The following is a 20,947-nucleotide window of genomic DNA, read 5'->3' as shown; positions in this document are numbered from 1 at the left end:
TGATGTCACCGGCTCGAGAGACGGGCCGCGAACCCGCTGGTTGAGTAGGCGCCCCGAGCTTGCGCGGAGCCGTATCGAAGCCAGCCCAACCCACAGGAGAGATCATGAGCTACCCCACCGATCGTCCGGCAACCTGGTTCGTCACCGGCGCCTCGCGCGGCCTCGGTCTGGAGCTGGTCACGCAGCTGCTGCAGCGCGGCGACAACGTCGCGGCCACCACTCGCTCCTCCGGTCGGCTGACCGACGCTCTTGCCGATGTCGACACGAGCCGCCTTCTCCCGCTTGAGGTCTCGCTCGCGGACGAGGCCGACGTCAAGGCCGCGGTTGCGGCCACCGGGGAACACTTCGGCGGCATCGACGTGGTCGTCAACAACGCGGGCTACGGCTTCCTCACCGCGGTCGAGGAAGTGACCGACGCCGAGGCCCGCGAGATGTTCGACGTCCAGATCTTCGGAGTCTGGAACGTACTCCGCGCCGCGCTCCCACAGATGCGGGCACGCCGCAGCGGCCACATCATCAATGTGTCGTCGATCCTCGGTCTGACGACCTTCCCCGGTTGGGGCCTGTACTGCGCCGGCAAGTTCGCGTTGGAAGGTCTCACCGAGTCGCTGGCCGCCGAGGTCGCGGACTTCGACATCGCCGTGAACCTGATCGAACCCGGATACATGCGGACCGACTTCCTGCGACCCACGTCGCTGGGCCTGCCGGAGTCCACGGTCGACGCCTACCCCGCCATCCGCGAGATGACCCGGGCACACCAGGCGATGCCCGGCACCCAGCTCGGCGAGCCGGCCCGCGCGGCGTCGGCGATCATCACCGTCGCCGTCGCGGGCGGCGCCCCGATGCACCAGCTCCTCGGGTCGGACTCCCTCGAGTTCGCCGACGCCCGCCTCGAGGCGCTGCGTACCGAGTTCGACGCCGCGAAAGAACTCGCGGTGACCTCCGATAACCAGGACTGAGTCCATGCGACTCCGCTTCGGTGATGCGACCTCGATCGAAGTCGCAGCACCGAAGCAGATTCGGCCGCCGAGAAGCCCGGACGATCAGCCGACGACCATCCCGACGCTGGCCCGAGACGTCCGGCGAGGTCCCCGACGATCTGCAGGTGGTCCGGCTCGTCGAACCGCCCGCTCGTCAGGAAGCCGACTTCCCGCAGTGGTTCACCGCGCGGTGGCGTGGACAGATCGGGTCACCGGTGATACCGGCGGACACGCCGAGACTCACCGCGCGAGAGAGTTCGACCAGGTCGCTGTCGCTCGAGTCGCGTCTACAGTGGGGAGCACACCGACTCGACCGAACGGATCACCATGCCGACAACAGTCGCCGAGAGGATCGTCGAAGAGCTCGAACGTGCCGGAGTGCAGCGTGTGCACGGGCTTCCGGGCGATTCCCTCAACGGTCTCACCGACGCCCTGCGCACCACCGAATCCATCACCTGGCAACACGTCCGCCACGAGGAGGCCGCCGCCTTCGCCGCGTCCGCCGAAGCCGCGCTCACCGGCGAACTCGCGGTCTGCGCGGGCAGTTGCGGTCCGGGCAATCTCCACCTGATCAACGGACTCTTCGACGCCCATCGCAGCCGTGTCCCGGTGCTCGCGATCGCCGCCCACATCCCCGGGGCGGAGATCGGGAGCGGCTACTTCCAGGAAACCCATCCTGAACAGCTCTTCCGCGAGTGCAGCGCGTTCTGCGAGATGGTCAGCACCCCCGATCAGATGCCGCGGCTGCTCGACGTCGCGTTGCGAACCGCCGTCGAACAACGCGACGTGGCCGTGCTCGTGATCCCCGGTGAGGTTTTCCTCAAGCCGTGTCCCAAACGGCGCGCCGGCGCTCCGATCCGCCAGGTACCGCGCGTGGTCCGCCCCACCGACGCGGACGTGACCCGTACCGCGGACACGCTGAACGCCGCCCAGCGGGTCACGATCCTCGCCGGAGCCGGTGTCCAGGGCGCACACGACGAGGTCGTCGAACTCGCCCGGGCATTGCAGGCGCCGGTGGTGCATGCGTTACGCGGCAAGGAGTTCATCGAATACGACAACCCGTATGACGTGGGAATGACCGGGCTGCTGGGCTTTTCGTCGGGCTATCGCGCGATCGAGAAATGCGACACCCTGCTGATGCTGGGCACCGACTTCCCGTACCAGCAGTTCTATCCGTCCAAGGCGACCATCATCCAGGTCGACATCCGCGGCGAACAGATCGGGCGACGCTGCCCGGTCGACATTCCGTTGGTCGGCGACGTCGGCGACACGGTGCGCGCACTGCTCCCGCTGATCTCGGCAGACCGCGATCCGGAACACCTGACGGCCTCACTCGCCCACTACACCAAGGCGCGCCGTCGCCTGGACGAACTGGCCGACAACGACCGGAACCGGCCACCGATCCATCCGCAGTACCTCACCCGGCTCATCAGTGAAAAGGCGAGCGCGGACGCCGTCTTCATCCCCGATGTCGGCTCTCCTGTCGTGTGGGCCGCGCGATATCTGGTGATGAACGGCGCCCGCCGCCTGATCGGCTCCTTCAACCACGGGTCGATGGCGAATGCGGTGTCGCAGGCGATCGGCGCGCAGTCCGCCTACCCCGATCGTCAGATCATCGCGCTCGCCGGTGACGGCGGACTCACAATGCTGCTCGGCGAGTTGCTCACCATCACCCAGAACAAGCTGCCGGTGAAGATCGTCGTCTACAACAACTCGTCGTTGAACTTCGTCGAGCTCGAGATGAAGGCGGCCGGATTCGTCACTTACGGAACCGATCTGGAGAACCCCGACTTCGCGAAGCTCGCAGAATCCGTCGGCATCCACGGCCGCAAGGTCGAGCAACCCGACGACCTCGCCGGTGCCGTCGACGATTTCCTCGCCCACGACGGCCCGGCGTTGCTCGACGTGACGACGGCCCGACAGGAACTGTCGATCCCGCCGACCATCACCGCCGCACAGGCCAAGGGGTTCACCCTCTACGCTCTGCGGACCGTCATGTCCGGCCGCGGCGACGAACTCGTCGATCTCGCCGAGACCAACGTGTTCCGGCGGTTGTTCGACTGAGGCTCATATTCGTCGCCCTCCGAGGAGCGGTGCGATGATCCGTCCCCCCAACAAGGCCCGCCCACCAGTTCGATCCCTCGACAAGTCAACGCCTCTCGGACGCGATCGCCAATCCCTCGAGGGCTTCCTCCAGATGACTCGACCACTCCCCTTCGGTGACCTGATGCACCGCCGACTCGCCGGCGAACGCACTCGAGATGACCACGTCGGGCTCCACGTGCGCCAGTAGATGCAGACTCTGCGCAAGAGTCGCTGCATCACTGAACGGTAGGTAGCCGGCTGTCCATCTCCCGGACGCATCGACGTACAACGTGTCTCCGGTGAACAGGTAGCGCACGCCGTCGTCGCCGGGAACGAGGTAACAGGTGCTGCCGGGCGTGTGGCCGGGCGTCGGGATCACCTCGACACCGTTGTCGTCGACGTACCGTTCGGCGAGCGCGATGTCGACGCGCGCGTACCGGCCGATCCGGTCGACCTCGGGGGCGGGAGCATGCAGTGTCGCCCCGAATCGGTCTTCGATGCGGCGGAGCACCGGACCGGCTTCGTCCTGGTGGGACAGATACTGGTCGTCGACGCCGCCCAGCTTTTCCAGGTCGTCGAACTCGGCGGCGGACGCCACCGAGTAGAACAACGCGTTGCGGTCGGATGTCCACAGATAGGCGTGCGTGGTGAGGCCGGGGAACGGGTGGTCGGTCGCGGTCTCCCAGAGGTCGGGTAGCACCTGTCGCATCGGGGTCTCCTCGGTGATCGGTGGCGGTTCAACCCTCACGGTGCAACTTCAAGTGAGCTTGAGGTCAAGGAGCCGGTGATGCACGACCCCTCCGCCGGGTGATACACATGTACGGATTCGTCTCAATCGTTGGGAGTTCCGTGTCCGCCGTACTGTCGCATCGCACCACCGAGCCCGGCGCTCCCTCCTTCCCGAGCGCCGTCACCTACGACGCGGCGACGTCGAACCGGGGCCTGACCCGGGCGCGCGCCCTGGTCCGCAAGGTGACCGGCAAGGATCTCTACCCGGAGCCGGATCATCTGCGCACCTTCGCCGAGGACATGTTCCGCACCGACCCGGTGGCCGAACGGTTCGTCGACGAGGTCTACGGCACCCTCGGACCCGAGGCCGCCCGCGCACTGTTGGACAAGGCGCTCACCGAGGGACTCGAGAGCATCGAGAACCCGCCGCCCGCGCTGGTCGAGCTGTTCGAGGAGTTCGAGACCATTCCGGAGTGGGTCGATCCGGCGCTCATCGCCGAGGGTGAGGAGATCTGGCGCCGCTGGGGTACCGGCCTGTTCAGCGTCGCCGGCGGGATCACGCTGGAGATGTACACCGAGGCCGCGGTCGCCAAGCCGCTGTCACTGGCCGGCGGATACGCCGGCGACAACGCGCTGCGCCGATTCCTGGAGACCTCCCGGTTCTGGATCGACGTCTCCCAGCCCGGCGCGCTGCTGACGCCCGGATCAGCCGGACGCGCGACGGCCATGCGGGTCCGCGTGATGCATGTGTGGGTTCGACGCACCGTCGCCGAGCATCCCGAATGGGACGTCGAACGGTGGGGCGAGCCGATCAGCCAGTCGTATCAGCTGCTGACGCTGCTCGGCGGCAGCGTCGTACCGGCGTCGGCCCTGTGGCTGACCGGGGTCCAGACCACACCTCGAGAGATACGGGTCCTGCTGCACTATCAGCGCTACCTCGGACACCTGCTCGGCGTGCGCACCCAATGGTTCCCCGAGACCATCGCCGACTCGCTACGACTGCTGGCCTTCGTCAACACGACACGCAGCTACGACGCGGGTGCCGAAGGCGCCGAACTCATCGAGTCGTTCCCCGCCGCATTCGCCAACGAGAACGCCAAGGGCCTCAAACGCATCCGCGGCAAGTACAACGCCATGATGTACGCCGCCTACTCGACGATCTACATGATGCCGACGACGCGCTTTCGCTACGACATGCCCAACCCGATCCCGGGCCTCGCGCTGATCCTCCTGCGGCTGCCCGCGGTGACTCTCGTCGAGACACTGCGCCGGGTGTCCCCGACGTTCCGCCGCCTCCACGAGAAGGCGATGTGCCGGCATCGGGAGAATTGGCACGACTGGCAGTCGTCGGGCCGCCCGGCCGAGTTCACGCACGGCAAGGGGCTGCGACGCTGACGCCTGCTCGGCCGGGTCGAGCGCGTGACCGGCAGGACGCCACGGTTTTGTCACCGCAACCCGCACGATTAGCGTTGTCGAAATGACCCAACCCCCGATCACGGAACCGACAGCCGGCGAGGCCCCCGACCTCGAGGCGCGCGTCGGCCACTATTACGTCCTCGACGGCTCCTATGAGGTCGGACGCGAGAAGGTCCGCGAATACGCCCGCGCGGTCCAGGACTACCACCCCGCCCACTGGGAGCCCGAAGCCGCTGCCGCTCTGGGATATTCGGGACTCGCCGCGCCGCTGACGTTCACCTCGATCCCGGCGATGGCCGCGAACCGCGAGCTGTTCGAGTCGGTGATCGTCGGCTACGACACCTACGTGCAGACCGAGCAGGTCTTCGAGCAGCACCGCCCGATCGTGGCCGGAGACGAGCTCGTCACCGATGTCGAACTGTCGAGCGTGCGCAAGGTCGCGGGCCGGGAACTGATCACGGTGACCAACACCATGACCGACGCCGCGGGCGAGAAGGTGCACACGATGCACACGACCGTCGTCGGCGTCACGGCCGACGAGGTCGATCCGACCCTCGGCCCGGCGGTGCGCAAGGTGATGATGCACGACGTCAACATCTTCAGCCACGAGGACACCCACCACCTGTACGAGAAGACAGTCCGGCCCGAGGGTGAGATCCGCGTCGCCGACGGCTCGGCGCGCCCGTCCGGCGCCCGGTCCTTCGACGAGCTGTCCGTCGGCGACGAACTGCCCATCCACAACGCCCGCATCTCGCGCGGCGACCTGGTCAACTACGGTGGCGTCGCCGGTGACGCCAACCCCATCCACTGGGACGAGGCGGTCGCTAAGCTCGCCGGGCTGCCCGACGTCATCGCGCACGGCATGCTCACCATGGGCCTCGGCGCGGCTTTCGTCGCCTCGTGGTCCGGCGACCCCGGCGCGGTCACCCGCTACTCGGTCCGGCTCTCGCAGACGGTCCCCGTCTCGGCCGACAACGGTGGCGAGATCGAGTTCAGCGGACGCATCAAGTCGCTGGACCCGGAGACCCGGACCGGCGTCGTGATCATCGTCGCGAAGTCGGGTGGCCGGAAGGTGTTCGGTCTCGCGACCATGAACATCCGCTTCTCCTGACGTCGGTTCCCCCGACGCCGGGGAGCGCTATTATCTGCATATGAATGCAGATAAGCATTCACCGATCGCTGAAGACCAGGTGCGATTGGTGGTCGAGGTCTTCCGGATGCTTGCCGATCCAACCCGGATCCAGCTGCTGTGGGCGCTGACCGACACCGAGATGTCGGTCAGCGAACTCGCAGACGTGGTAGGCAAGCCCGGGCCCTCGGTGTCACAACATCTCGCCAAACTCCGGATGGCGCGGCTGGTCCGCACCCGACGCGCCGGGACCACGATCTACTACAGCCTCGAGAACGAACACGTCCAACGGCTCGTCACGGACGCGGTCTTCAACGCCGAGCACGCCGGGCCCGGCGTACCTCCACACCATCGCGACGACCCCACGCTGCGCTCCGTCGATCCGGGTGTCGGCCGCGAGGCCTGAGCGATGACACATCTCCCCCGCGACCCGCATGCGAACGAGCAGCCTGACCACCATGCACACGGCCATCCGCATCACCACGACCACCCGCACCGACACGGCTTCACCGGGGTGATCGCCGAGATCTTCGCGCCGCATTCCCATGACGCCGCCGACAGCGTCGATTCCGCGCTCGAATCGTCGCGAGCGGGTATCCGAGCAGTGAAGATCAGCCTGGTGGTCCTGGGCGTCACCGCGCTGGCACAGGCCGGCGTCGTCGCCGTATCGGGCTCGATTGCACTGGCCGCCGACACGATTCACAACTTCTCGGATGCCCTCACCGCGGTACCGCTCTGGATCGCCTTCGCGATGGGCACCCGGCGAGCCACGCGCCGCTACACCTACGGGTTCGGGCGCGTCGAAGATCTGGCCGGCCTGTTCGTCGTCGCGATGATCGCGTTGTCGGTGATCATCGCCGGATACGAAGCCATCGGAAGACTCATGAATCCCCGCCCCATCGAACACGTCGGGTGGGTGGCGCTGGCCGGTCTCGTCGGCTTCATCGGCAACGAATGGGTGGCGCTGTACCGCATCCGGGTCGGCAGACGCATCGGTTCAGCCGCCCTCGTCGCCGACGGACTCCACGCACGCACAGACGGTTTCACGTCCCTTGCGGTGCTGCTCAGCGCAGCCGGTGCGGCAGTGGGGATTCCGCTCGCCGATCCGATCATCGGACTGCTGATCACGGTCGCCATCCTCGCGGTCCTGCGCACCGCGGTGCGAAACGTCTTCCGCCGCCTCCTCGACGGCGTGGACCCGGCACTCGTCGAGACCGCCGAGAAGACCCTCGCCGAACGTCCGGGAGTCCTGGCCGTCCGCAGCGTTCGCATGCGCTGGATCGGACATCGCCTCCACGCCGACGCCGAACTCGACGTCGATCCGAACCTACGGCTGACCGAGGCGCACACCATCGCGCACGACGCCGAACACGAACTGACCCATGCCGTTCCGAAGCTCGCCAGCGCGCTGATCCACGCTTATCCCGCACACGACGATCACGAGCACCCGATCAGTACTCACCCTTGATCACGAAGTACGAACCGCGAATGGCCCCGGCGAGCTTCGACTTCTGACGCGCGAACTTGAACTCCGATTCGAGTTCCTCGGCGAGGATTCGGGTCTGCCACTTCCCTGTCTCACATTCGGCCGGTACAACATCAGAGCCCCCGACGCGGGTCGGGGGCTCTGATGCCTGCGGGCTGCAGACGGATCACTCCAGAACGAACACCGGGATCTGGCGGTCGGTCTTGGTCTGGTACTCGGCGTAGGGCGGGTAGGCCGCGACCGCGAGCTCCCACCAGTGGGCGCGCTCGTCGCCGCTGATCTCACGCGCGGTCAGTTCCTTGACCTCGGTCCCGTCCTGCACGGTGACACGCGGGTTGGCCTTGACGTTGAAGTACCAGGCAGGATGCTCGGGCGCCCCGCCCTTGGAGGCGACCATCGCGTACTTTCCGTTCTCCTCCACACGCATGAGCGGCACGTACCGCTTCTTGCCCGACTTCGCGCCGGTGGTGGTGAACAGCACGATGGGACGATCCATCACCTGGACACCATCGGTGGTGCCCTGCTCCAGGATCTTCTCGGTCTGCTCGCGGACCCAGCCTTCAGGACTCAATTCTGCGTTGGCACTCATGGTGCAGGGAACACCCTGTCGCCGGCCGTTATTCCCTCGACGACCCGTTCACCGTCACGCAGAAGCGTCGGACGCGCCACCGGGCCGGACGTACAAACCGTCGACGAACACATCCACCAGCCGCCGGTTGCAGTCGAACCCTTCCCCGGGCACCGGCTGACACAACAGGGCAATCCCGTGCAACAGCATCGTCGCGCCGATGTCCGCCCGCAGGTCGTCGGAACCTGCGGCCAACAGCGAGTCCACCGCCGGCTCGAGTCGATCCACGATGTGGTCTGCCAACGAACCGAAGGCCGGATCCCCGAGTGCAGAGCCGAGGCGAGACCTCGCTTGGTGCCCACGAGTTCGATGTACCGGTCGACCCACCCGGCCAGCGCGTCGGCCGGTCGAAGAGAGTCCCGCAACTCCTCGGCGAGGTCCGCGCAGGCGTCGATCTCCTTCTCGAGGACAGCTACCACCAGGGTGGACCGCTTCGGAAAGTGGCGGTAGAGCGTGCCCACCCCGACCCCGGCCGCGTCGGTGATCTCCTTGGCGGGCGCGTCCACCCCGGATCTCGCGAAGACGATTCTTGCCGCATCGATCAGCGCGACGACGTTGCGCTGCGCATCGGCGCGCTTGCGCCGCGGCCGAAGCCCGGCGTCGGCGGCGGGGTCGACCTCGTGCGTCTGCATGGCACCACCCTGTCACGATCAGGCGTTCCGGAAAAGTCTTCCGGTTGGCCTTGTCTACCGGAATGCCTTTCCGTATATTAATCGGAACAGCATTCCAGTTAGGCGCGGCGGTCGCCGTCCGGTGGCCCTCTCCCACAACCACCTCACCGAGGAGAGCCCCATGCAGTACCGCACACTCGGCCGAACGGGGATCCAGGTCAGCCCGTACGCACTCGGCACCCTGCTACTCGGGGCATCGATGGGCAGCCCCGACCATGACGAGTCGGTCCGACTCATCCACACCGCGCTCGACGCCGGGATCAACTTCATCGACACGGCCGACGCGTACTCCCTGCCGCCGCATGGCGCTTCGGAGGTGGTGGTCGGCAAAGCGCTTCGAGGACGACGCGAAAATGTCGTTCTGGCAACGAAATTCAGTCGCCCGATGGGCGGCGACCCGAACCGGCGGGGCACCTCGCGCCGATGGATCGTGCGCGCGGTGGAAGAGTCCCTCCGTCGCCTCCAGGCCGATTACATCGATCTCTACCAGTCCACCACCCCGACCCCGACACCGATCTCGAAGAGACTCTCGCCGCACTCACCGACCTGATGAGCAGCGGCAAGGTCCGCGCCATCGGTTCGTCGAACACCCTGGTCTCGGACATCGTCGACGGACAGTGGGTCGCCGAGCGCCACGGCTTGCGCCGGTTCCGCACCGACCCGGCACCGTACTCACTGCTCAACCGCGGCATCGAAACCGAGATCCTGCCGACCGCACAGCGTTTCGGCATGGGCGTCATCGCTTGGGGCCGCTGGGCCAGGGCATGTTGACCGGGCGGGTCCGGCGAGGACAGAAGAGCGATCTCGTCCGCACAGGCATGATCAAGGCTCTCGACGACGAGAGGCGGCTCGAGAAGGTCGAGCAATTCCTCAGGTTGGCCACGGAGTCGGGCATCCCGATCACCCACCTGGCGATGTCGTTCGCCATCACCCATCCCGGCATCACCAGTGCCCTGATCGGACCGCGCACGATCCCGCAGCTCGACGACCTTCTCAAAGGGCTCGACGTGGCACTGCCCGACGATGTCCTCGACCGCATCGATGAGATCGTCCCGCCCGGAACCGACATCGGCAGGCTCGACCAGACCTATCTGCCCCCGGGCCGTTCTGAACCGATCCATGTCGCGTCGGCCCGTCCACGAGCGCGCCGCTGCTGTCTGACCCGCTACGGCTCACCCGACCTCGGGCCGTGTGTCGTCGCGGGCAGTGTGTCAGAGGCGTCCCGATACAGTGGGGCGCGCCAGACCCACCCGCACGAGCAACAGAGACGCCGATGACCTCAGCACAGGATCGAGATGCCGGCTCGACGACCAGCCTTTCCATGCCGACGCCGGTCGGCTCGATCACGGTCACAGGCAACGGCCGGGCGATCATCCGTGTCGCCTGGCGTGAAACGGCCGAGGCGATGGAATGCGCCCCGGCGGATCCGGCTCTTGCCGATCCGCTCCTGGCCGAGGCGGTCCGACAGCTCCGCGCGTACTTCGACGGTGAGCTGACGTCGTTCGATCTCCCGATCGCACTGCCCGACGTCTCCGACTCGGCCCGCGCCGTCCTGACGGCACTGCACCGGGACGTGCCGTTCGGATCGACGGTCACCTACGGTCAGCTCGCGACGATGAGCGGCACCACCGTGCCCGCTCGGAGCGTCGGGACGATCATGGGTATCAACCCCGTGCCGCTGCTGATCCCCTGTCACCGCGTCGTCGCAGGCGACGGTCTGGGCGGGTACTCCGGAGGCCCAGCCGGAGAAGGCCTGACGACGAAGCGTCGGCTCCTGGAATTCGAGGGCGCACTCCCGCCCACGTTGTTCTGAGGCCGGCAGGTCGCACGACCTCAGGCGATGGACTCCTCGGCCTCGATGGTGGGCACCGCATCGAGGAGTTCACGCGTGTAGGGATGCTCCGGGCTCCCGAAGACGCGGTCGGCGTCGCCGTATTCGACGACCTCTCCCCCGCGCATCACCAGGATGTCGTCGGCGACGTGGTGGATGACACCGAGGTCGTGCGAGATGAAGACCAGTGAGACACCGGTTTCCACCTGCAGCATCGCGAGCAGGTCGAGGATTCGGGCCTGGATCGACACGTCGAGGGCCGACACCGGCTCGTCGCACACGATCACCGACGGCTCGGGTGCCAGCGCGCGGGCGATGGCGACGCGCTGCCGCTGTCCACCGGACAGGTGCAGCGGGTGACGTCGACGGAACGCATCGGAGAGTCCGACGCTGTCGAGGAGCTCGGAGATGCGGTCGTCGAGTGCCTTGCCGCGCAGGTCCCGGGAACGCAGACTGTCGCGCAGGATGCGTTCGACGTTCCACCGCGGATCGAACGAGCTGAGCGGGTCCTGGTAGATGACCGACATCAGGTGACGGTTCGCACGACGTTCGACGTCGCTCAGCGCGCTCCACGGACGCCCGTTGAGCTCGACGGTCCCCGAGTCCGGGTCGGTGAGCCCGAGGACCATCCGGGCCGTCGTCGTCTTGCCCGATCCGGATTCGCCGACGATCCCCAGCGTCTTGCCGGGCAGGACGTCGAAACTGACGCCCTGCACGGCCGGCCTCACCGTCCTGTGTCTGCCCTCGAACGACTTTCGGAGATCGCGTACGCGCAGCGCGGGAGGCGTGTCGGCACCGGAACCCCTCGGTGCGTCGGGAAGGGTCTCGCCACTCGTCAGGAGGGTGCCCTTGGAGGTGCGCGACGGCACCGATGCGAGCAGGCTCCTGGTGTACTCGTGCGTCGGGTTACGCAGCACTTCGTCGGTGGAGCCGTATTCGACGATCTCGCCGTGCCGCATGACCGCGACGCGGTCGGCGAGCCGGGCGACCACGGCGAGGTCGTGGGAGATCAGGATGACGCCGTTGCCGCGCCCCTTGGCCTCGCCGAGGACGTCGAGGATCTGAGCCTGCACGGTGGCGTCGAGGGCGGTGGTCGGTTCATCCGCGATGAGCAGCTTCGGATCCTGCGCGAGAGCCGATGCGATCAGCGCGCGCTGGCGTAGTCCACCGGAGAGTTCGTGAGGACGTTGGGCGGCCCGCACACGGGGTTCGGGAACGCCCACCAGAGTCAACAGTTCGACGACCTTCTCGTCGCGTTCCGCACGGCGGAGCGGCGATCGATTTCGAAAGACGCTGCTGCCCCCTGATTCCGAGTGCGCAGTCAGCGCTTCCCCGATCTCGCTTCCGACGGTGCGCAACTGATCCAGCGACACCAGCGCGTCCTGCAGGACGAATCCGATCTCCCGTCCACGCAGCCGGCGCCAGTCCCGATCCTTGTATCCGACCAGCGACCGACCGTCGAAGGCGATGGCCTCGGCGCTGATCCGGGCGCCCTCGCCGGTGAGCCCGATGAGCGTGCGCGCGGTCACCGACTTGCCCGATCCGGACTCACCGACGATGGCCAGGCATTCGCCCGCGTTCACCGAGAACGAGACGCCCTTGACGACCTCCCGTCCGCCGAAGGACACGTGCAGGTCCCGGATCTCGGCGAGGGGTGTCCGGGTACCGGCGTCGTCGGTGCGGTCCTCGATGGAGGTCGCGACTGCGGTCATCGGGTGGTTCCTTCCAGTCGGGCGCCGAGGTGGCGTCCCACGGTGGTGAATGCGAGTGCGGTGATCACGATGACGAGACCGGGGAAGATCTCGAGCCACCAGGCGACGGTGATGTAGGTGCGGCCGGCGTCGAGCAGCGCACCCCATTCCGGCGACGGCGGGGCGACGCCGAGACCGAGGTAGGCCAGGCCGGACGCCCAGATGATCGCCTGACCGATACCGAGCGTGGCGGTGACGATCATCGGTCGCAGAGCGTTCGGAGCGATGTGCTGCACCAGGATCCGCGTTCGCGAGTGTCCCAGCGCGGTCGCCGCCTCGATGTAGGCGGCGTTGCGGACCGTCAGGACCTGTCCGCGGATGATCCGGGCATAGCCCGGGGCGATGCCGATCCCGATCGCGAAGATCAGCGTGTACGGTCCGGGGCCGAACACCGACGTCAGCAGGAGGCCGAGCAGGATCGTCGGGAAGGCGAACAGGACGTCGATCCAACGATTGGCCAGTGCCTGTGCAATCCGTCCCGAGAGCCCGGCCGTGATCCCCAGTGTCACGGCCAGCACGAGGGCGACGCCCACCGCGCCGAGTCCGATGGCGAGGGACTGCCTGGTGCCGAAGATGATGCGGCTCAGCAGGTCGCGCCCCGACAGGTCGGTGCCGAACCAATGCGCCCAGGTCGGCGGCGACAGCGTCGCGTCGAGGTTGATCGCGAGCGGGTCGTACGGCGCGATCAGCCCGGGGACCACCGCGGCGAGGGCCAGCAGGACCAGCACCCCGAGCGCGGCGATGACCGTGGGTGGCAGCGACCACGGCCGCCGTGGCGTCTCCGGTAGCGCGGTGACCGTACTCCGCGACGTCTTGATGGACGGTTTCTGGGTGGTGGTCACGGGACCTCGATCCGGGGGTCGATGACGGTGTACAGGAAGTCCACCAGCAGATTGGCGACGGTGTAGATCGCAGCGACGAGCACGACGATGCCGCTGACCAGCGGAACATCGCGAGAACTGGCGGCCGCGACGAGGGTCTGTCCGATGCCGGCCCTCGCGAACACGGTCTCGGCGATCACCGCACCCGACAGCAGGGCACCCATCGCCCAGCCTGAGACGGTCACCGCGGGAATGACGGAGTGGCGCAGCACGTGTCGGGCACGGACCGACAGGTCGCCGAGTCCGCGACTCCGGGCCGTGAGCACGAAGGGCTGGTCGAGCGCCCGTGCGAACTCGTCGCGGGCGACGCTGCCGAGGAACCCGGCGAGCGGGATCGCCAGCGTGAGCACCGGGAGGACCAGACCGCGCAGCGAGTCGCCGCTCTCGACCGGGAACCACGCGAGGTTGATCGCGAAGACGACCAGCAGGATCGAACCCAACCAGTACTGCGGGAGTCCGGCGCTCACGGTATCGAGCAGAGCGCCGACCGCACCGCCCGGCCCGCGACGACCTGCCGTCAGCGTCGTGGTCACCAGCACCAACAGCCACGCGACGATCAGCGCGCTGATGGTCAGGACCAGAGTCGGGCCGAGCTGAGCGGCGATGACGTCGGTGACCGGCTCGCTCAGCTGGTACGACGTACCGAGGTCACCGTGCAGGAGCCCCTGGAGGTAGTGCAGATACTGCTGCCAGATCGAGTCGGTGAACCCGAACTGGTCGTTGACCGGACCCAGCTCCTCGGGAGTGCGTTCGCGACTCTCTCCCGACGACAGGTTCAGCAGCAGGGTGGCGCGGTCACCCGGTGCGAGCACCTGCAGGAGGAACGTGATCGTCGCGGCCGCCCACAGCACGAACACGGCCGAGCCGAGTTTGCCGAGCCACCGCAACCACACCGCGGCACCCCCGCCGCGTCGACCCCTGGTCGCCGCGGCCGCCGGAGCCGCGTCGATGATCGTCGTCTTGTCGACCGGAATGGTCATCGCACAAACCTCGCATCCGCGAACACCGGTTCACCTTGGGATTTCTCGACCCACACGTCGTGCAGCTTCGGGTTGGCCGCGATCGAGGTCGTCTGCGTGTACAGCCCGATGGACAGCGCCTGGTCACCGATCAGCCTCTGGGCCTGGCTGTAGAACTCACGCTGCTCGGCCGGATCTGCCGAACTGTTGGCCTTCTCGATCAGCCCCTGCAGGATCGGGTCGTTGTAGTAGGCCGTGTTGTGCGGGTTGGGTGAGTCCTCGAGCCGCTGACGCCAGTTGATGTAGAGGAGGCCCGGGGTCGGGCTCGTCCAGTAGCCGACGTAGGCGTCGTAGGTGGGCGCCTTGGCGTAGTTTCCGCCGAAGTACTCGCTCTGCGTGGCCGGGACGAGTTCGATGTCGAAGCCGACGTCGCGGGCCTGGTAGGCGATGTTCTGCAGGATCGCCGCCCCCTCGGGTCCGACGATGGCGTCGGCCGCGTACACGACGCGTGCGGTCAGGCGACGGCCGTCCTTCGTGCGGATACCGTCGGAGTCGCGCGAGGTCCACCCGGCCTGGTCGAGTAGCGCGTTCGCCTTGTCCGGATCGCGGACGTAGGCGCCGGCAGCGGGATCGTAGTCCGGAGTGCTCTGACTCAGCGCACCGTTCGAATTGAACGGCACCACACCGAGAAACGCGGTCTCCACGGCCTTCTCGCGGTCCGCCGAGTAGGCGAACGCCTGGCGCACCCGGACATCGTCGAACGGTGCGTGATCGACGTTGAGCGTGATCGCGTTGGGTCGACCCGGCGTCACGTACTGCCTGGTCTGGAACCGCGTCGTCGCGTCGGCCCAGTTGATGGCCGGGACGTTGTAGATGACGTCGGACGAACCGCTGGTCAGCGAGCCGTATCGCAGGACCGGATCCTTGAGGAACTTCCAGATCACCTTGTCGACGTAGGCCGGTCCCTGATGCTTCGCATTGGCCGGCGCCGAGTTGTAGTGCGGGTTGCGCACGAAGGTGATGCTGCGGTTGCGATCCCAGCGTTCGATGATGAACGGTCCGGACCCCACCGGCTTCGAGCAGTTCGCCTTCTTCCCGCGCGCGAGCGCCGTCGGCGACTGAATTCCGAAGTAGCCCTGGGTCAGAACGGTTAGCAGCGGACTGTACGGCTGCTTGAGATGCAGCGCGTAGGTGTTGCGGTCGATGACCTCTCCGCCTGCGTAGTACTGGCCGATGTACGCCATGACCGTCCCGTTCGGCGCGTCCGGGTCGAGGTACTTGTCGAAGTTCGTCTTCACCGCCGCGGCATCGAGATCGGTTCCGTCGCTGAACTTCACGTCGGACTTCAGGTGGAAGGTGTAGGTCTTGCGGTCGGGCGAGATCTCCCAGTTCGTCGCCAGCCACGGCACGGGAGTCCCGTTGTCGTCGAGCGAGACCAGATTGTCGAGGTATTGCCGCGCCAGGTAAGCGTTCTGGACCCAGCCGCCGTGGATGCACGGCGGTTCCTGCTCGTGCCCGTACTCGATGACGCCGCCGTCGAGGTACTCGCCGGCCGCAGCGGGAACGCCCGTCGACGTGCCGTCTCCGGTTGCCGGGCGCTCACCGCACGCCGACAGCAACGCCGCGGCCGACAGGCCCACTGCCAGTAAAGCTCGAGTCCGTCTGGAACGGACAGATCTGAACACGCCAGGTACTCCTCGAGTTCGAGAGTCGTGAAACGACAGGGTGGAAAGAGAGAATCGGCGGGTCGGCACCGGTGGTTCGGCACCGTCGAGTCGGCACGGTGCACCCGCGGTCAGCTCCGTACGGTAGTGATCGGAGACATCTGCGTCAGGCATTGGATTCACCCTGAGTACAACGACGCACACGGCGGGGGGCGAAAGTACCGTCATCCGGGTGTCAGAGCCAAAACCCTTGCGTTTCGCCGCCTTTGTGATGAACACGACGTCCCACATCCTGCACGGGGCGTGGCGCGCTCCCGATGCCCGGCAGACGGATTTCAACTCGCTGCAGCACTGGATCGACCTCGCGAAGACGTTGGAGAAAGCCAAGTTCGACTTCGTCTTCTTCGCCGACGTCGTCGGACTCTACGACGACTACCAGGGCGACTGGAAGAAATTCGTCGACACCGGACTGCAGATCCCCAGCAACGACCCGCTCGTTCTCGCGTCCGCACTCGCGTCGCACACCGAGAACCTGGGTATCGCCATCACCAGCTCGATCCTGCAGGAACACCCCTTCGACTTCGCCCGGAAGATCTCCACGCTCGATCACGCCTCCAACGGGCGCATCGCGTGGAACATCGTCACGAGCCTCTCCCAAAATGCTTGGCGCAACTTCGGATACGACGGGATCACCGCCCACGACGACCGCTACGCGTGGGCCGAGGAGTACGTCGACGTCGTCTTCAAGCTCTGGGAGGGCAGCTGGGATGACGGCGCCCTGGTCCAGGACAAGGCCAGCGGCATCCACGCCGATTTCGACAAGGTCCACAAGATCAATCACGTCGGCGACCGCTATCGGGTCGAGGGTCCACACCTGGTGGCGCCCTCGCCGCAGCGCACGCCGGTGCTGTTCCAGGCCGGTTCGTCCCCGACGGGCCGCCGGTTCGCCGCCCGTAATGCCGAGGCGCAGTTCATCGTCTCGCCCACGCCGCAGGCTGCGAAGGGACTCGTCGACGACACCCGTCGTCTGGCTGCCGAAGCCGGCCGGGACCCGCAGGACATCCAGTTCTTCCAAGGTCTTTCGTTCGTCATCGGGAGTACCGAGGAGGAGGCACGCCGGAAGGCGGCCGAGCTCGACCAGTACATCGACCCGAGTACGATCATCGCCCACTCGGCCGGCGGCCTGGGGTTCGATCTCGGGTTCTACGACCTCGACACCCCGATCGGCGAGATCAAGACCGAGGGCACGCAGAGCACGTTGCTGTGGCTGCGCGAGGCCGTGCCGGACCGCGAACCGACCGTCCGCGACCTGGCCGAACTGCGCAGTCGCAGCGGACGTGTCGTCGGCACTCCGGAACAGATCGCCGATCGCCTGGCGGAGTGGCGCGATGCCGGCGTCGGTGGCATCAACGTCATCAACGCGACGATCCCGGGCACGTACGTCGAGTTCGCCGAGCACGTCCTGCCGGTACTGCGTGAACGCGGACTCGCGCAGCACGACTATGCGCCCGGCACGACGCGGCGCAAGCTGACCGGTCGGGACACCCTGCCGGAGACGCATCCCGCCGCGGCGTACCGCGGTGCGTTCGCGGAAAAGGTCGAGGTGCCGGTGTGAGCGTCCTGACCCGGGTCGTCGCCGACCGTTCGACAGTCCTGGCCGAGATCGCGGCCGATGCGGCTGCGCGTGAGCTGACCGGGACCGACCCGCACGCCCAGGTGCGATTGCTGAGCGAATCGGGTTACACCGCTTTGACTCTCGACGATGCGTCCGGCCCCGGGGCCGGCGCACCCGAGCTGTTCGAGTTCCTCATCGATCTGGCGCGTGCAGACCCGATCGTCGCCCACATCCTGCGGGCGCACTTCTGGTTCGTCGAGCAGATCCGCCGGTTCCCCGACGGGTCCGTGCGCGACCGGTGGGTCGCGGAGATCGCCGCGGGCAAGGTGTTCGGGAACGCGACCAGCGAACGCACCGGAAACGCCGGATCGCTGTCCTTCCAGACCCAGCTGAAAGCAGTCGACGGCGGGTGGCTGCTGACCGGGGCCAAGTTCTACAGCACCGGCACCGCGTTCTCGGACTACGTCTCGGTCACCGCGACCGTACGAGGCGGGGACTTCGACGGCCAGGTCGCGCGGATCGTCCTGCCCGTCGACCGGGCCGGCATCAGCATCGTCGACGACTGGGACGGGATCGGCCAGAACCGCACCGGTACCGGCACCACCACCCTGGACAACGTCCGGGTGACCGCCGACGACGTCCTCGCCTTCACCGACCCGGCGTCGACCGCGGCGATCGCCAACGACGGGCCGTTCCTGCAGCTCTATCTGCAGGCACTCATCACCGGAATCCTGTTGTCGGTCACCGATGATGCGACCGCCCTGCTGCGTTCGCGCTCAAGGACTTTCGATCACGCTCCGGCAGATGAACCGCGTCATGATCCGGTACTGCTCGGGACCGTGGGTGAGATCGACGCAGCCGCCCACGTGGCGCGGGCCGCCGTCCTCGACGCCGCACGGACCGTCGAGGAGGCGTTCGCGCCGGCACGCAGCGGCATGATCGAGCCCGATCTGTTCGTCAAGGCGTCGGTGGCGGCCGCGCGGGTGAAGGTCCACATCGATCGTGTCGGACTGCGTGCTGCCGCAGACCTGTTCGACGTCGGCGGAGCGTCGTCGGCGAGCCGGGCCAAGAACCTCGACCGGCACTGGCGCAACATCCGCACCGTGACCCTGCACAACCCGACGTCGTACAAGGCGATCGCCCTGGGTGACCTCCTGGTCAACGACACTCCCCTGCCGGCGAACGGGTACTTCTGACCGCACCACTGCACCCTGGAGCTCAGAGCTAGACACACCCAACTGCTCCCTGAGTGCGAGGAGCGCAAGCGACGAGCCTCGAAGGGCCTGGCGACATCACGTCGCCAGGCCCTTGTCGCATTCCCTCCGCCGGAACGAAGTCGCACGCGATGTCGATCAGGCTCTGCACCTTCGGCCGAGTTCGCGCGTCCTAAGCGATGTCGCACGCGACCTCAGTCCGGGTAACCCGTGCAATACACTGTGCCCGCGACGATCTGGTGATCACCGCGGGCACGAAGAGCTGCGTATTCGTCAGTTCACCGCACCTGCGAGCGTCTCGTCCGGAGCTCTGGTCACTCCCGCCCCGAACGCACCGCGGTACCGCGTGGCGTGATGGCGATCCGGCAACCGATCCCCTTCGCCGAAGATCTTCTGACGCAGCGTACCGTCGGAGTACTCGCTCTGGATGAGACCACGCTTGCGCAGAGTCGGGATCACCTGGTCGACGAAATCCTCGTATGAGGTGGGGATCTCGTAGTTCATGAGGTTGATGCCGTCGACGCCGCTCTGCTGCCAGGCAGCGAGCTCGTCGGCGATCTTCTCCGGGGTCCCGACGATGCGGAGATTGGTCGCGGTGTGGTGCGCGACATCGCGCAGCGTGGCCGGGCGGTCGGTCACGAGGTCGTTGATCCAGCCGATCATGGACCGGACTCCCTCGGTCTTGATCTCGCCGACCGGGGTGTCGAGGTCGTCGTGACCGAAGTCGATGCCGATGGAGCCCGACATGTGCGCGAGGTGGCCGTCGTGGTCGATCCACTCGTCGAGTTCCGCCGCGACTCGTGCTCCTTCGGCTTCGGTCGACGTCGGCACGACGTACAGGCCCTGGAAGAACTTCAGGTCGTCGGCTCGGCGCCCGAGCGCGACCGCACGCCTGCGGATGTCGGAGGTGTCCCGCAGTGCGGCTTCACGGTTGGGTGTTCCGAGGAACACTGCTTCGGCGTTCTGCGCCGCGAAGTCACGGCCGGCCTCGGAGGCACCCGCCTGGAACAGGAACGGCGTGCGCTGGGGGCTCGGCGACACCAGGTGTGGCCCTTCGACCTGGTACCGCTCTCCGATGTGGTTGATGCGGTGGACCTTGTCGTATTCGGCGTGGATGCCGCGCTCACGGTCCTGCAGCAGCGCGTCGTCGTCCCAACTGCCCTCCCAGAGCTTGTAGGTGACGTCGACGTACTCGTCGGCCCACGCGTAACGCGCATCGTGGGCGGTCAGTCCTTCGAGACCGAAGTTGCGGCTGGCATTGGGCAGGTAGTTCGTCACGATGTTCCATGCGATACGACCCTTCGTCGCGTGGTCGAGCGTCGAGATCCGGCGGGCGAAGTTGAACGGATGCTCCTGCAGAATGCTCGCGGTGAATGCGATCCCGAGATGCTCGGTCGCATAGGCGATCGCGCTGGCGAGCACGCTCGGGTCGTTGCTCGGGACCTGCAGACCCGCTTCGAAGTACTTCCGCTCGTCACCGCGGTACGGGGCGTAGAGCCCGACGACGTCGGCGAAGAATATGGCGTCGAACTTTCCACGCTCGAGCGTCTTCGCGAGATTCACCCAGTGGTCGAGATCGTTGAAGTCTGCCGACCTCGACGACGGGCGACGCCACGTGCCCTGGACGATGTGGCTCGTGGTGTTCATGACGAACGCCGCGAAGTGGAGTGGACGGACAGGTTCTTGGGACACGAGTGCTGCTTCTTTCACGACGAGGGACGCGACTACGACTGCTGCACCCTAGGTGCGTCCGGTTTGCCGGGGCACTGCTTGTGCGCACCGTGATCGAAACCCGACAGTCGGCGCGCACTCCCCCTGCGACGCAGCGTCCGATCACCTCGGGTTCTGTCCGGTGGCCCGGGGCCCAGCACACGCAGCTCGTAATCCGACAATGTCTCGAAACTTACG

17 protein-coding genes and 2 pseudogenes are annotated in these 20,947 nt (G+C 66.9%); 10 read left to right on the top strand and 9 right to left on the bottom strand.

The window, feature by feature from the left end; genetic code table 11:
* The first annotated feature begins 104 nt into the window (after positions 1 to 104).
* On the top strand, positions 105 to 959 hold the full coding sequence (locus tag BLU62_RS05555) for an SDR family NAD(P)-dependent oxidoreductase (RefSeq protein WP_074848565.1): 855 nt from the start codon (positions 105 to 107) through the stop codon (positions 957 to 959).
* A 348-nt stretch (positions 960 to 1,307) separates the two neighbouring features.
* On the top strand, positions 1,308 to 3,044 hold the full coding sequence (poxB, locus tag BLU62_RS05550; RefSeq protein ID WP_074848562.1) for a ubiquinone-dependent pyruvate dehydrogenase: 1,737 nt from the start codon (positions 1,308 to 1,310) through the stop codon (positions 3,042 to 3,044).
* 85 nt (positions 3,045 to 3,129) lie between these two features.
* Here poxB and BLU62_RS05545 read toward each other — a convergent pair whose 3' ends face one another.
* Positions 3,130 to 3,774: an MBL fold metallo-hydrolase gene (locus BLU62_RS05545; protein WP_074848561.1), complete on the bottom strand. Its 645-nt coding sequence runs from the start codon at positions 3,772 to 3,774 to the stop codon at positions 3,130 to 3,132.
* A gap of 140 nt (positions 3,775 to 3,914) precedes the next feature.
* Here BLU62_RS05545 and BLU62_RS05540 point away from each other — a divergent pair, with 140 nt between their 5' ends.
* The 4 genes from BLU62_RS05540 to BLU62_RS05525 all read left to right on the top strand — a co-directional run bounded on the left by BLU62_RS05540 (position 3,915) and on the right by BLU62_RS05525 (position 7,807).
* Positions 3,915 to 5,189 carry an oxygenase MpaB family protein gene (locus BLU62_RS05540; protein ID WP_074852707.1) on the top strand — a complete coding sequence of 425 codons (1,275 nt, stop codon included), beginning with the start codon at positions 3,915 to 3,917 and terminating at the stop codon, positions 5,187 to 5,189.
* Between the two features lie 82 nt (positions 5,190 to 5,271).
* Entirely contained in the window at positions 5,272 to 6,321 is a 1,050-nt protein-coding gene (locus tag BLU62_RS05535) for a fused (3R)-hydroxyacyl-ACP dehydratase subunits HadA/HadB (RefSeq protein WP_074848559.1), read from the top strand.
* A gap of 40 nt (positions 6,322 to 6,361) precedes the next feature.
* Positions 6,362 to 6,745: an ArsR/SmtB family transcription factor gene (locus BLU62_RS05530; protein ID WP_074848558.1), complete on the top strand. Its 384-nt coding sequence runs from the start codon at positions 6,362 to 6,364 to the stop codon at positions 6,743 to 6,745.
* Positions 6,746 to 6,748: 3 nt separating this feature from the next.
* The gene (locus BLU62_RS05525) at positions 6,749 to 7,807 is read left to right on the top strand and encodes a cation diffusion facilitator family transporter (RefSeq protein ID WP_074848556.1); all 1,059 of its coding nucleotides are present in this window, start codon (positions 6,749 to 6,751) and stop codon (positions 7,805 to 7,807) included.
* Here BLU62_RS05525 and BLU62_RS34520 read toward each other — a convergent pair.
* The 3 genes and pseudogenes from BLU62_RS34520 to BLU62_RS05510 form a co-directional block, all read right to left on the bottom strand.
* Positions 7,791 to 7,883: pseudogene (locus BLU62_RS34520) on the bottom strand (phage tail protein); the annotation flags it as partial. The gene BLU62_RS05525 and the pseudogene BLU62_RS34520 overlap by 17 nt on opposite strands.
* Positions 7,884 to 7,991: 108 nt before the next feature.
* Positions 7,992 to 8,414, bottom strand: coding sequence for a nitroreductase family deazaflavin-dependent oxidoreductase (locus BLU62_RS05515; protein ID WP_074848554.1), 423 nt, complete (start codon positions 8,412 to 8,414; stop codon positions 7,992 to 7,994).
* Positions 8,411 to 9,085, bottom strand: a complete 675-nt coding sequence (locus tag BLU62_RS05510; protein WP_342028588.1) for a TetR/AcrR family transcriptional regulator — start codon at positions 9,083 to 9,085, stop codon at positions 8,411 to 8,413. The genes BLU62_RS05515 and BLU62_RS05510 overlap by 4 nt, the downstream gene beginning before the upstream one ends.
* Between BLU62_RS05510 and BLU62_RS34885 the strand changes: the two are divergent.
* A pseudogene (locus BLU62_RS34885) lies at positions 9,084 to 10,401 on the top strand (aldo/keto reductase). The gene BLU62_RS05510 and the pseudogene BLU62_RS34885 sit on opposite strands and share 2 nt — an antisense overlap.
* A complete protein-coding gene (locus BLU62_RS05500; RefSeq protein WP_074848553.1) occupies positions 10,398 to 10,937 on the top strand; it encodes a methylated-DNA--[protein]-cysteine S-methyltransferase in 540 nt (179 codons plus the stop codon). Before BLU62_RS34885 ends, BLU62_RS05500 begins: the two are co-directional and overlap by 4 nt.
* A gap of 20 nt (positions 10,938 to 10,957) precedes the next feature.
* On the opposite strand, the gene BLU62_RS05495 is transcribed toward BLU62_RS05500, so the two are convergent.
* Genes BLU62_RS05495 through BLU62_RS05480 form a run of 4 tightly spaced genes read right to left on the bottom strand, consistent with a single transcriptional unit; the run spans position 10,958 to position 16,231 of the window.
* Positions 10,958 to 12,667 (bottom strand): dipeptide ABC transporter ATP-binding protein, encoded by a 1,710-nt coding sequence (locus tag BLU62_RS05495; protein ID WP_084811739.1) that lies wholly within the window; start codon positions 12,665 to 12,667, stop codon positions 10,958 to 10,960.
* Positions 12,664 to 13,524: an ABC transporter permease gene (locus BLU62_RS05490; RefSeq protein ID WP_425284596.1), complete on the bottom strand. Its 861-nt coding sequence runs from the start codon at positions 13,522 to 13,524 to the stop codon at positions 12,664 to 12,666. Before BLU62_RS05490 ends, BLU62_RS05495 begins: the two co-directional genes overlap by 4 nt.
* Before the next feature lie 20 nt (positions 13,525 to 13,544).
* On the bottom strand, positions 13,545 to 14,567 hold the full coding sequence (locus BLU62_RS05485; RefSeq protein WP_074848549.1) for an ABC transporter permease: 1,023 nt from the start codon (positions 14,565 to 14,567) through the stop codon (positions 13,545 to 13,547).
* Positions 14,564 to 16,231, bottom strand: coding sequence for an ABC transporter substrate-binding protein (locus BLU62_RS05480; protein WP_074848547.1), 1,668 nt, complete (start codon positions 16,229 to 16,231; stop codon positions 14,564 to 14,566). The genes BLU62_RS05485 and BLU62_RS05480 overlap by 4 nt, the downstream gene beginning before the upstream one ends.
* A 211-nt stretch (positions 16,232 to 16,442) precedes the next feature.
* On the opposite strand from BLU62_RS05480, the gene BLU62_RS05475 reads away from it, so the two are divergent.
* Together BLU62_RS05475 and BLU62_RS05470 are read left to right on the top strand one after the other, a co-directional pair.
* Positions 16,443 to 17,825: an LLM class flavin-dependent oxidoreductase gene (locus BLU62_RS05475; protein ID WP_074848545.1), complete on the top strand. Its 1,383-nt coding sequence runs from the start codon at positions 16,443 to 16,445 to the stop codon at positions 17,823 to 17,825.
* Positions 17,822 to 19,021 carry an acyl-CoA dehydrogenase family protein gene (locus BLU62_RS05470; protein WP_074848543.1) on the top strand — a complete coding sequence of 400 codons (1,200 nt, stop codon included), beginning with the start codon at positions 17,822 to 17,824 and terminating at the stop codon, positions 19,019 to 19,021. Before BLU62_RS05475 ends, BLU62_RS05470 begins: the two co-directional genes overlap by 4 nt.
* A 291-nt stretch (positions 19,022 to 19,312) precedes the next feature.
* Here the strand turns inward: BLU62_RS05470 and BLU62_RS05465 are convergent, their stop codons facing one another.
* A complete protein-coding gene (locus BLU62_RS05465; RefSeq protein WP_280141515.1) occupies positions 19,313 to 20,731 on the bottom strand; it encodes an LLM class flavin-dependent oxidoreductase in 1,419 nt (472 codons plus the stop codon).
* Between the last annotated feature and the right edge of the window lie 216 nt (positions 20,732 to 20,947).

Origin of the sequence: Gordonia westfalica (assembly GCF_900105725.1) — a bacterium.
In the GTDB taxonomy this organism is placed as follows: Bacteria; Actinomycetota; Actinomycetes; order Mycobacteriales; family Mycobacteriaceae; genus Gordonia; species Gordonia westfalica.
Note: the sequence above shows the minus strand (reverse complement) of the source record. Positions and strands in the feature narration are given on the sequence as shown.

What these genes read in the sequence shown, in the direction of transcription:
- BLU62_RS05555 (WP_074848565.1), top strand. Translation starts at nt 105, where the DNA reads ATGAGCTACCCCACCGATCGTCCGGCAACCTGGTTCGTCACCGGCGCC.
- poxB (WP_074848562.1), top strand. Translation starts at nt 1,308, where the DNA reads ATGCCGACAACAGTCGCCGAGAGGATCGTCGAAGAGCTCGAACGTGCC.
- BLU62_RS05545 (WP_074848561.1), bottom strand. Translation starts at nt 3,774, where the DNA reads ATGCGACAGGTGCTACCCGACCTCTGGGAGACCGCGACCGACCACCCG.
- BLU62_RS05535 (WP_074848559.1), top strand. Translation starts at nt 5,272, where the DNA reads ATGACCCAACCCCCGATCACGGAACCGACAGCCGGCGAGGCCCCCGAC.
- BLU62_RS05530 (WP_074848558.1), top strand. Translation starts at nt 6,362, where the DNA reads ATGAATGCAGATAAGCATTCACCGATCGCTGAAGACCAGGTGCGATTG.
- BLU62_RS05525 (WP_074848556.1), top strand. Translation starts at nt 6,749, where the DNA reads ATGACACATCTCCCCCGCGACCCGCATGCGAACGAGCAGCCTGACCAC.
- BLU62_RS05515 (WP_074848554.1), bottom strand. Translation starts at nt 8,414, where the DNA reads ATGAGTGCCAACGCAGAATTGAGTCCTGAAGGCTGGGTCCGCGAGCAG.
- BLU62_RS05510 (WP_342028588.1), bottom strand. Translation starts at nt 9,085, where the DNA reads ATGCAGACGCACGAGGTCGACCCCGCCGCCGACGCCGGGCTTCGGCCG.
- BLU62_RS05500 (WP_074848553.1), top strand. Translation starts at nt 10,398, where the DNA reads ATGACCTCAGCACAGGATCGAGATGCCGGCTCGACGACCAGCCTTTCC.
- BLU62_RS05495 (WP_084811739.1), bottom strand. Translation starts at nt 12,667, where the DNA reads ATGACCGCAGTCGCGACCTCCATCGAGGACCGCACCGACGACGCCGGT.
- BLU62_RS05485 (WP_074848549.1), bottom strand. Translation starts at nt 14,567, where the DNA reads ATGACCATTCCGGTCGACAAGACGACGATCATCGACGCGGCTCCGGCG.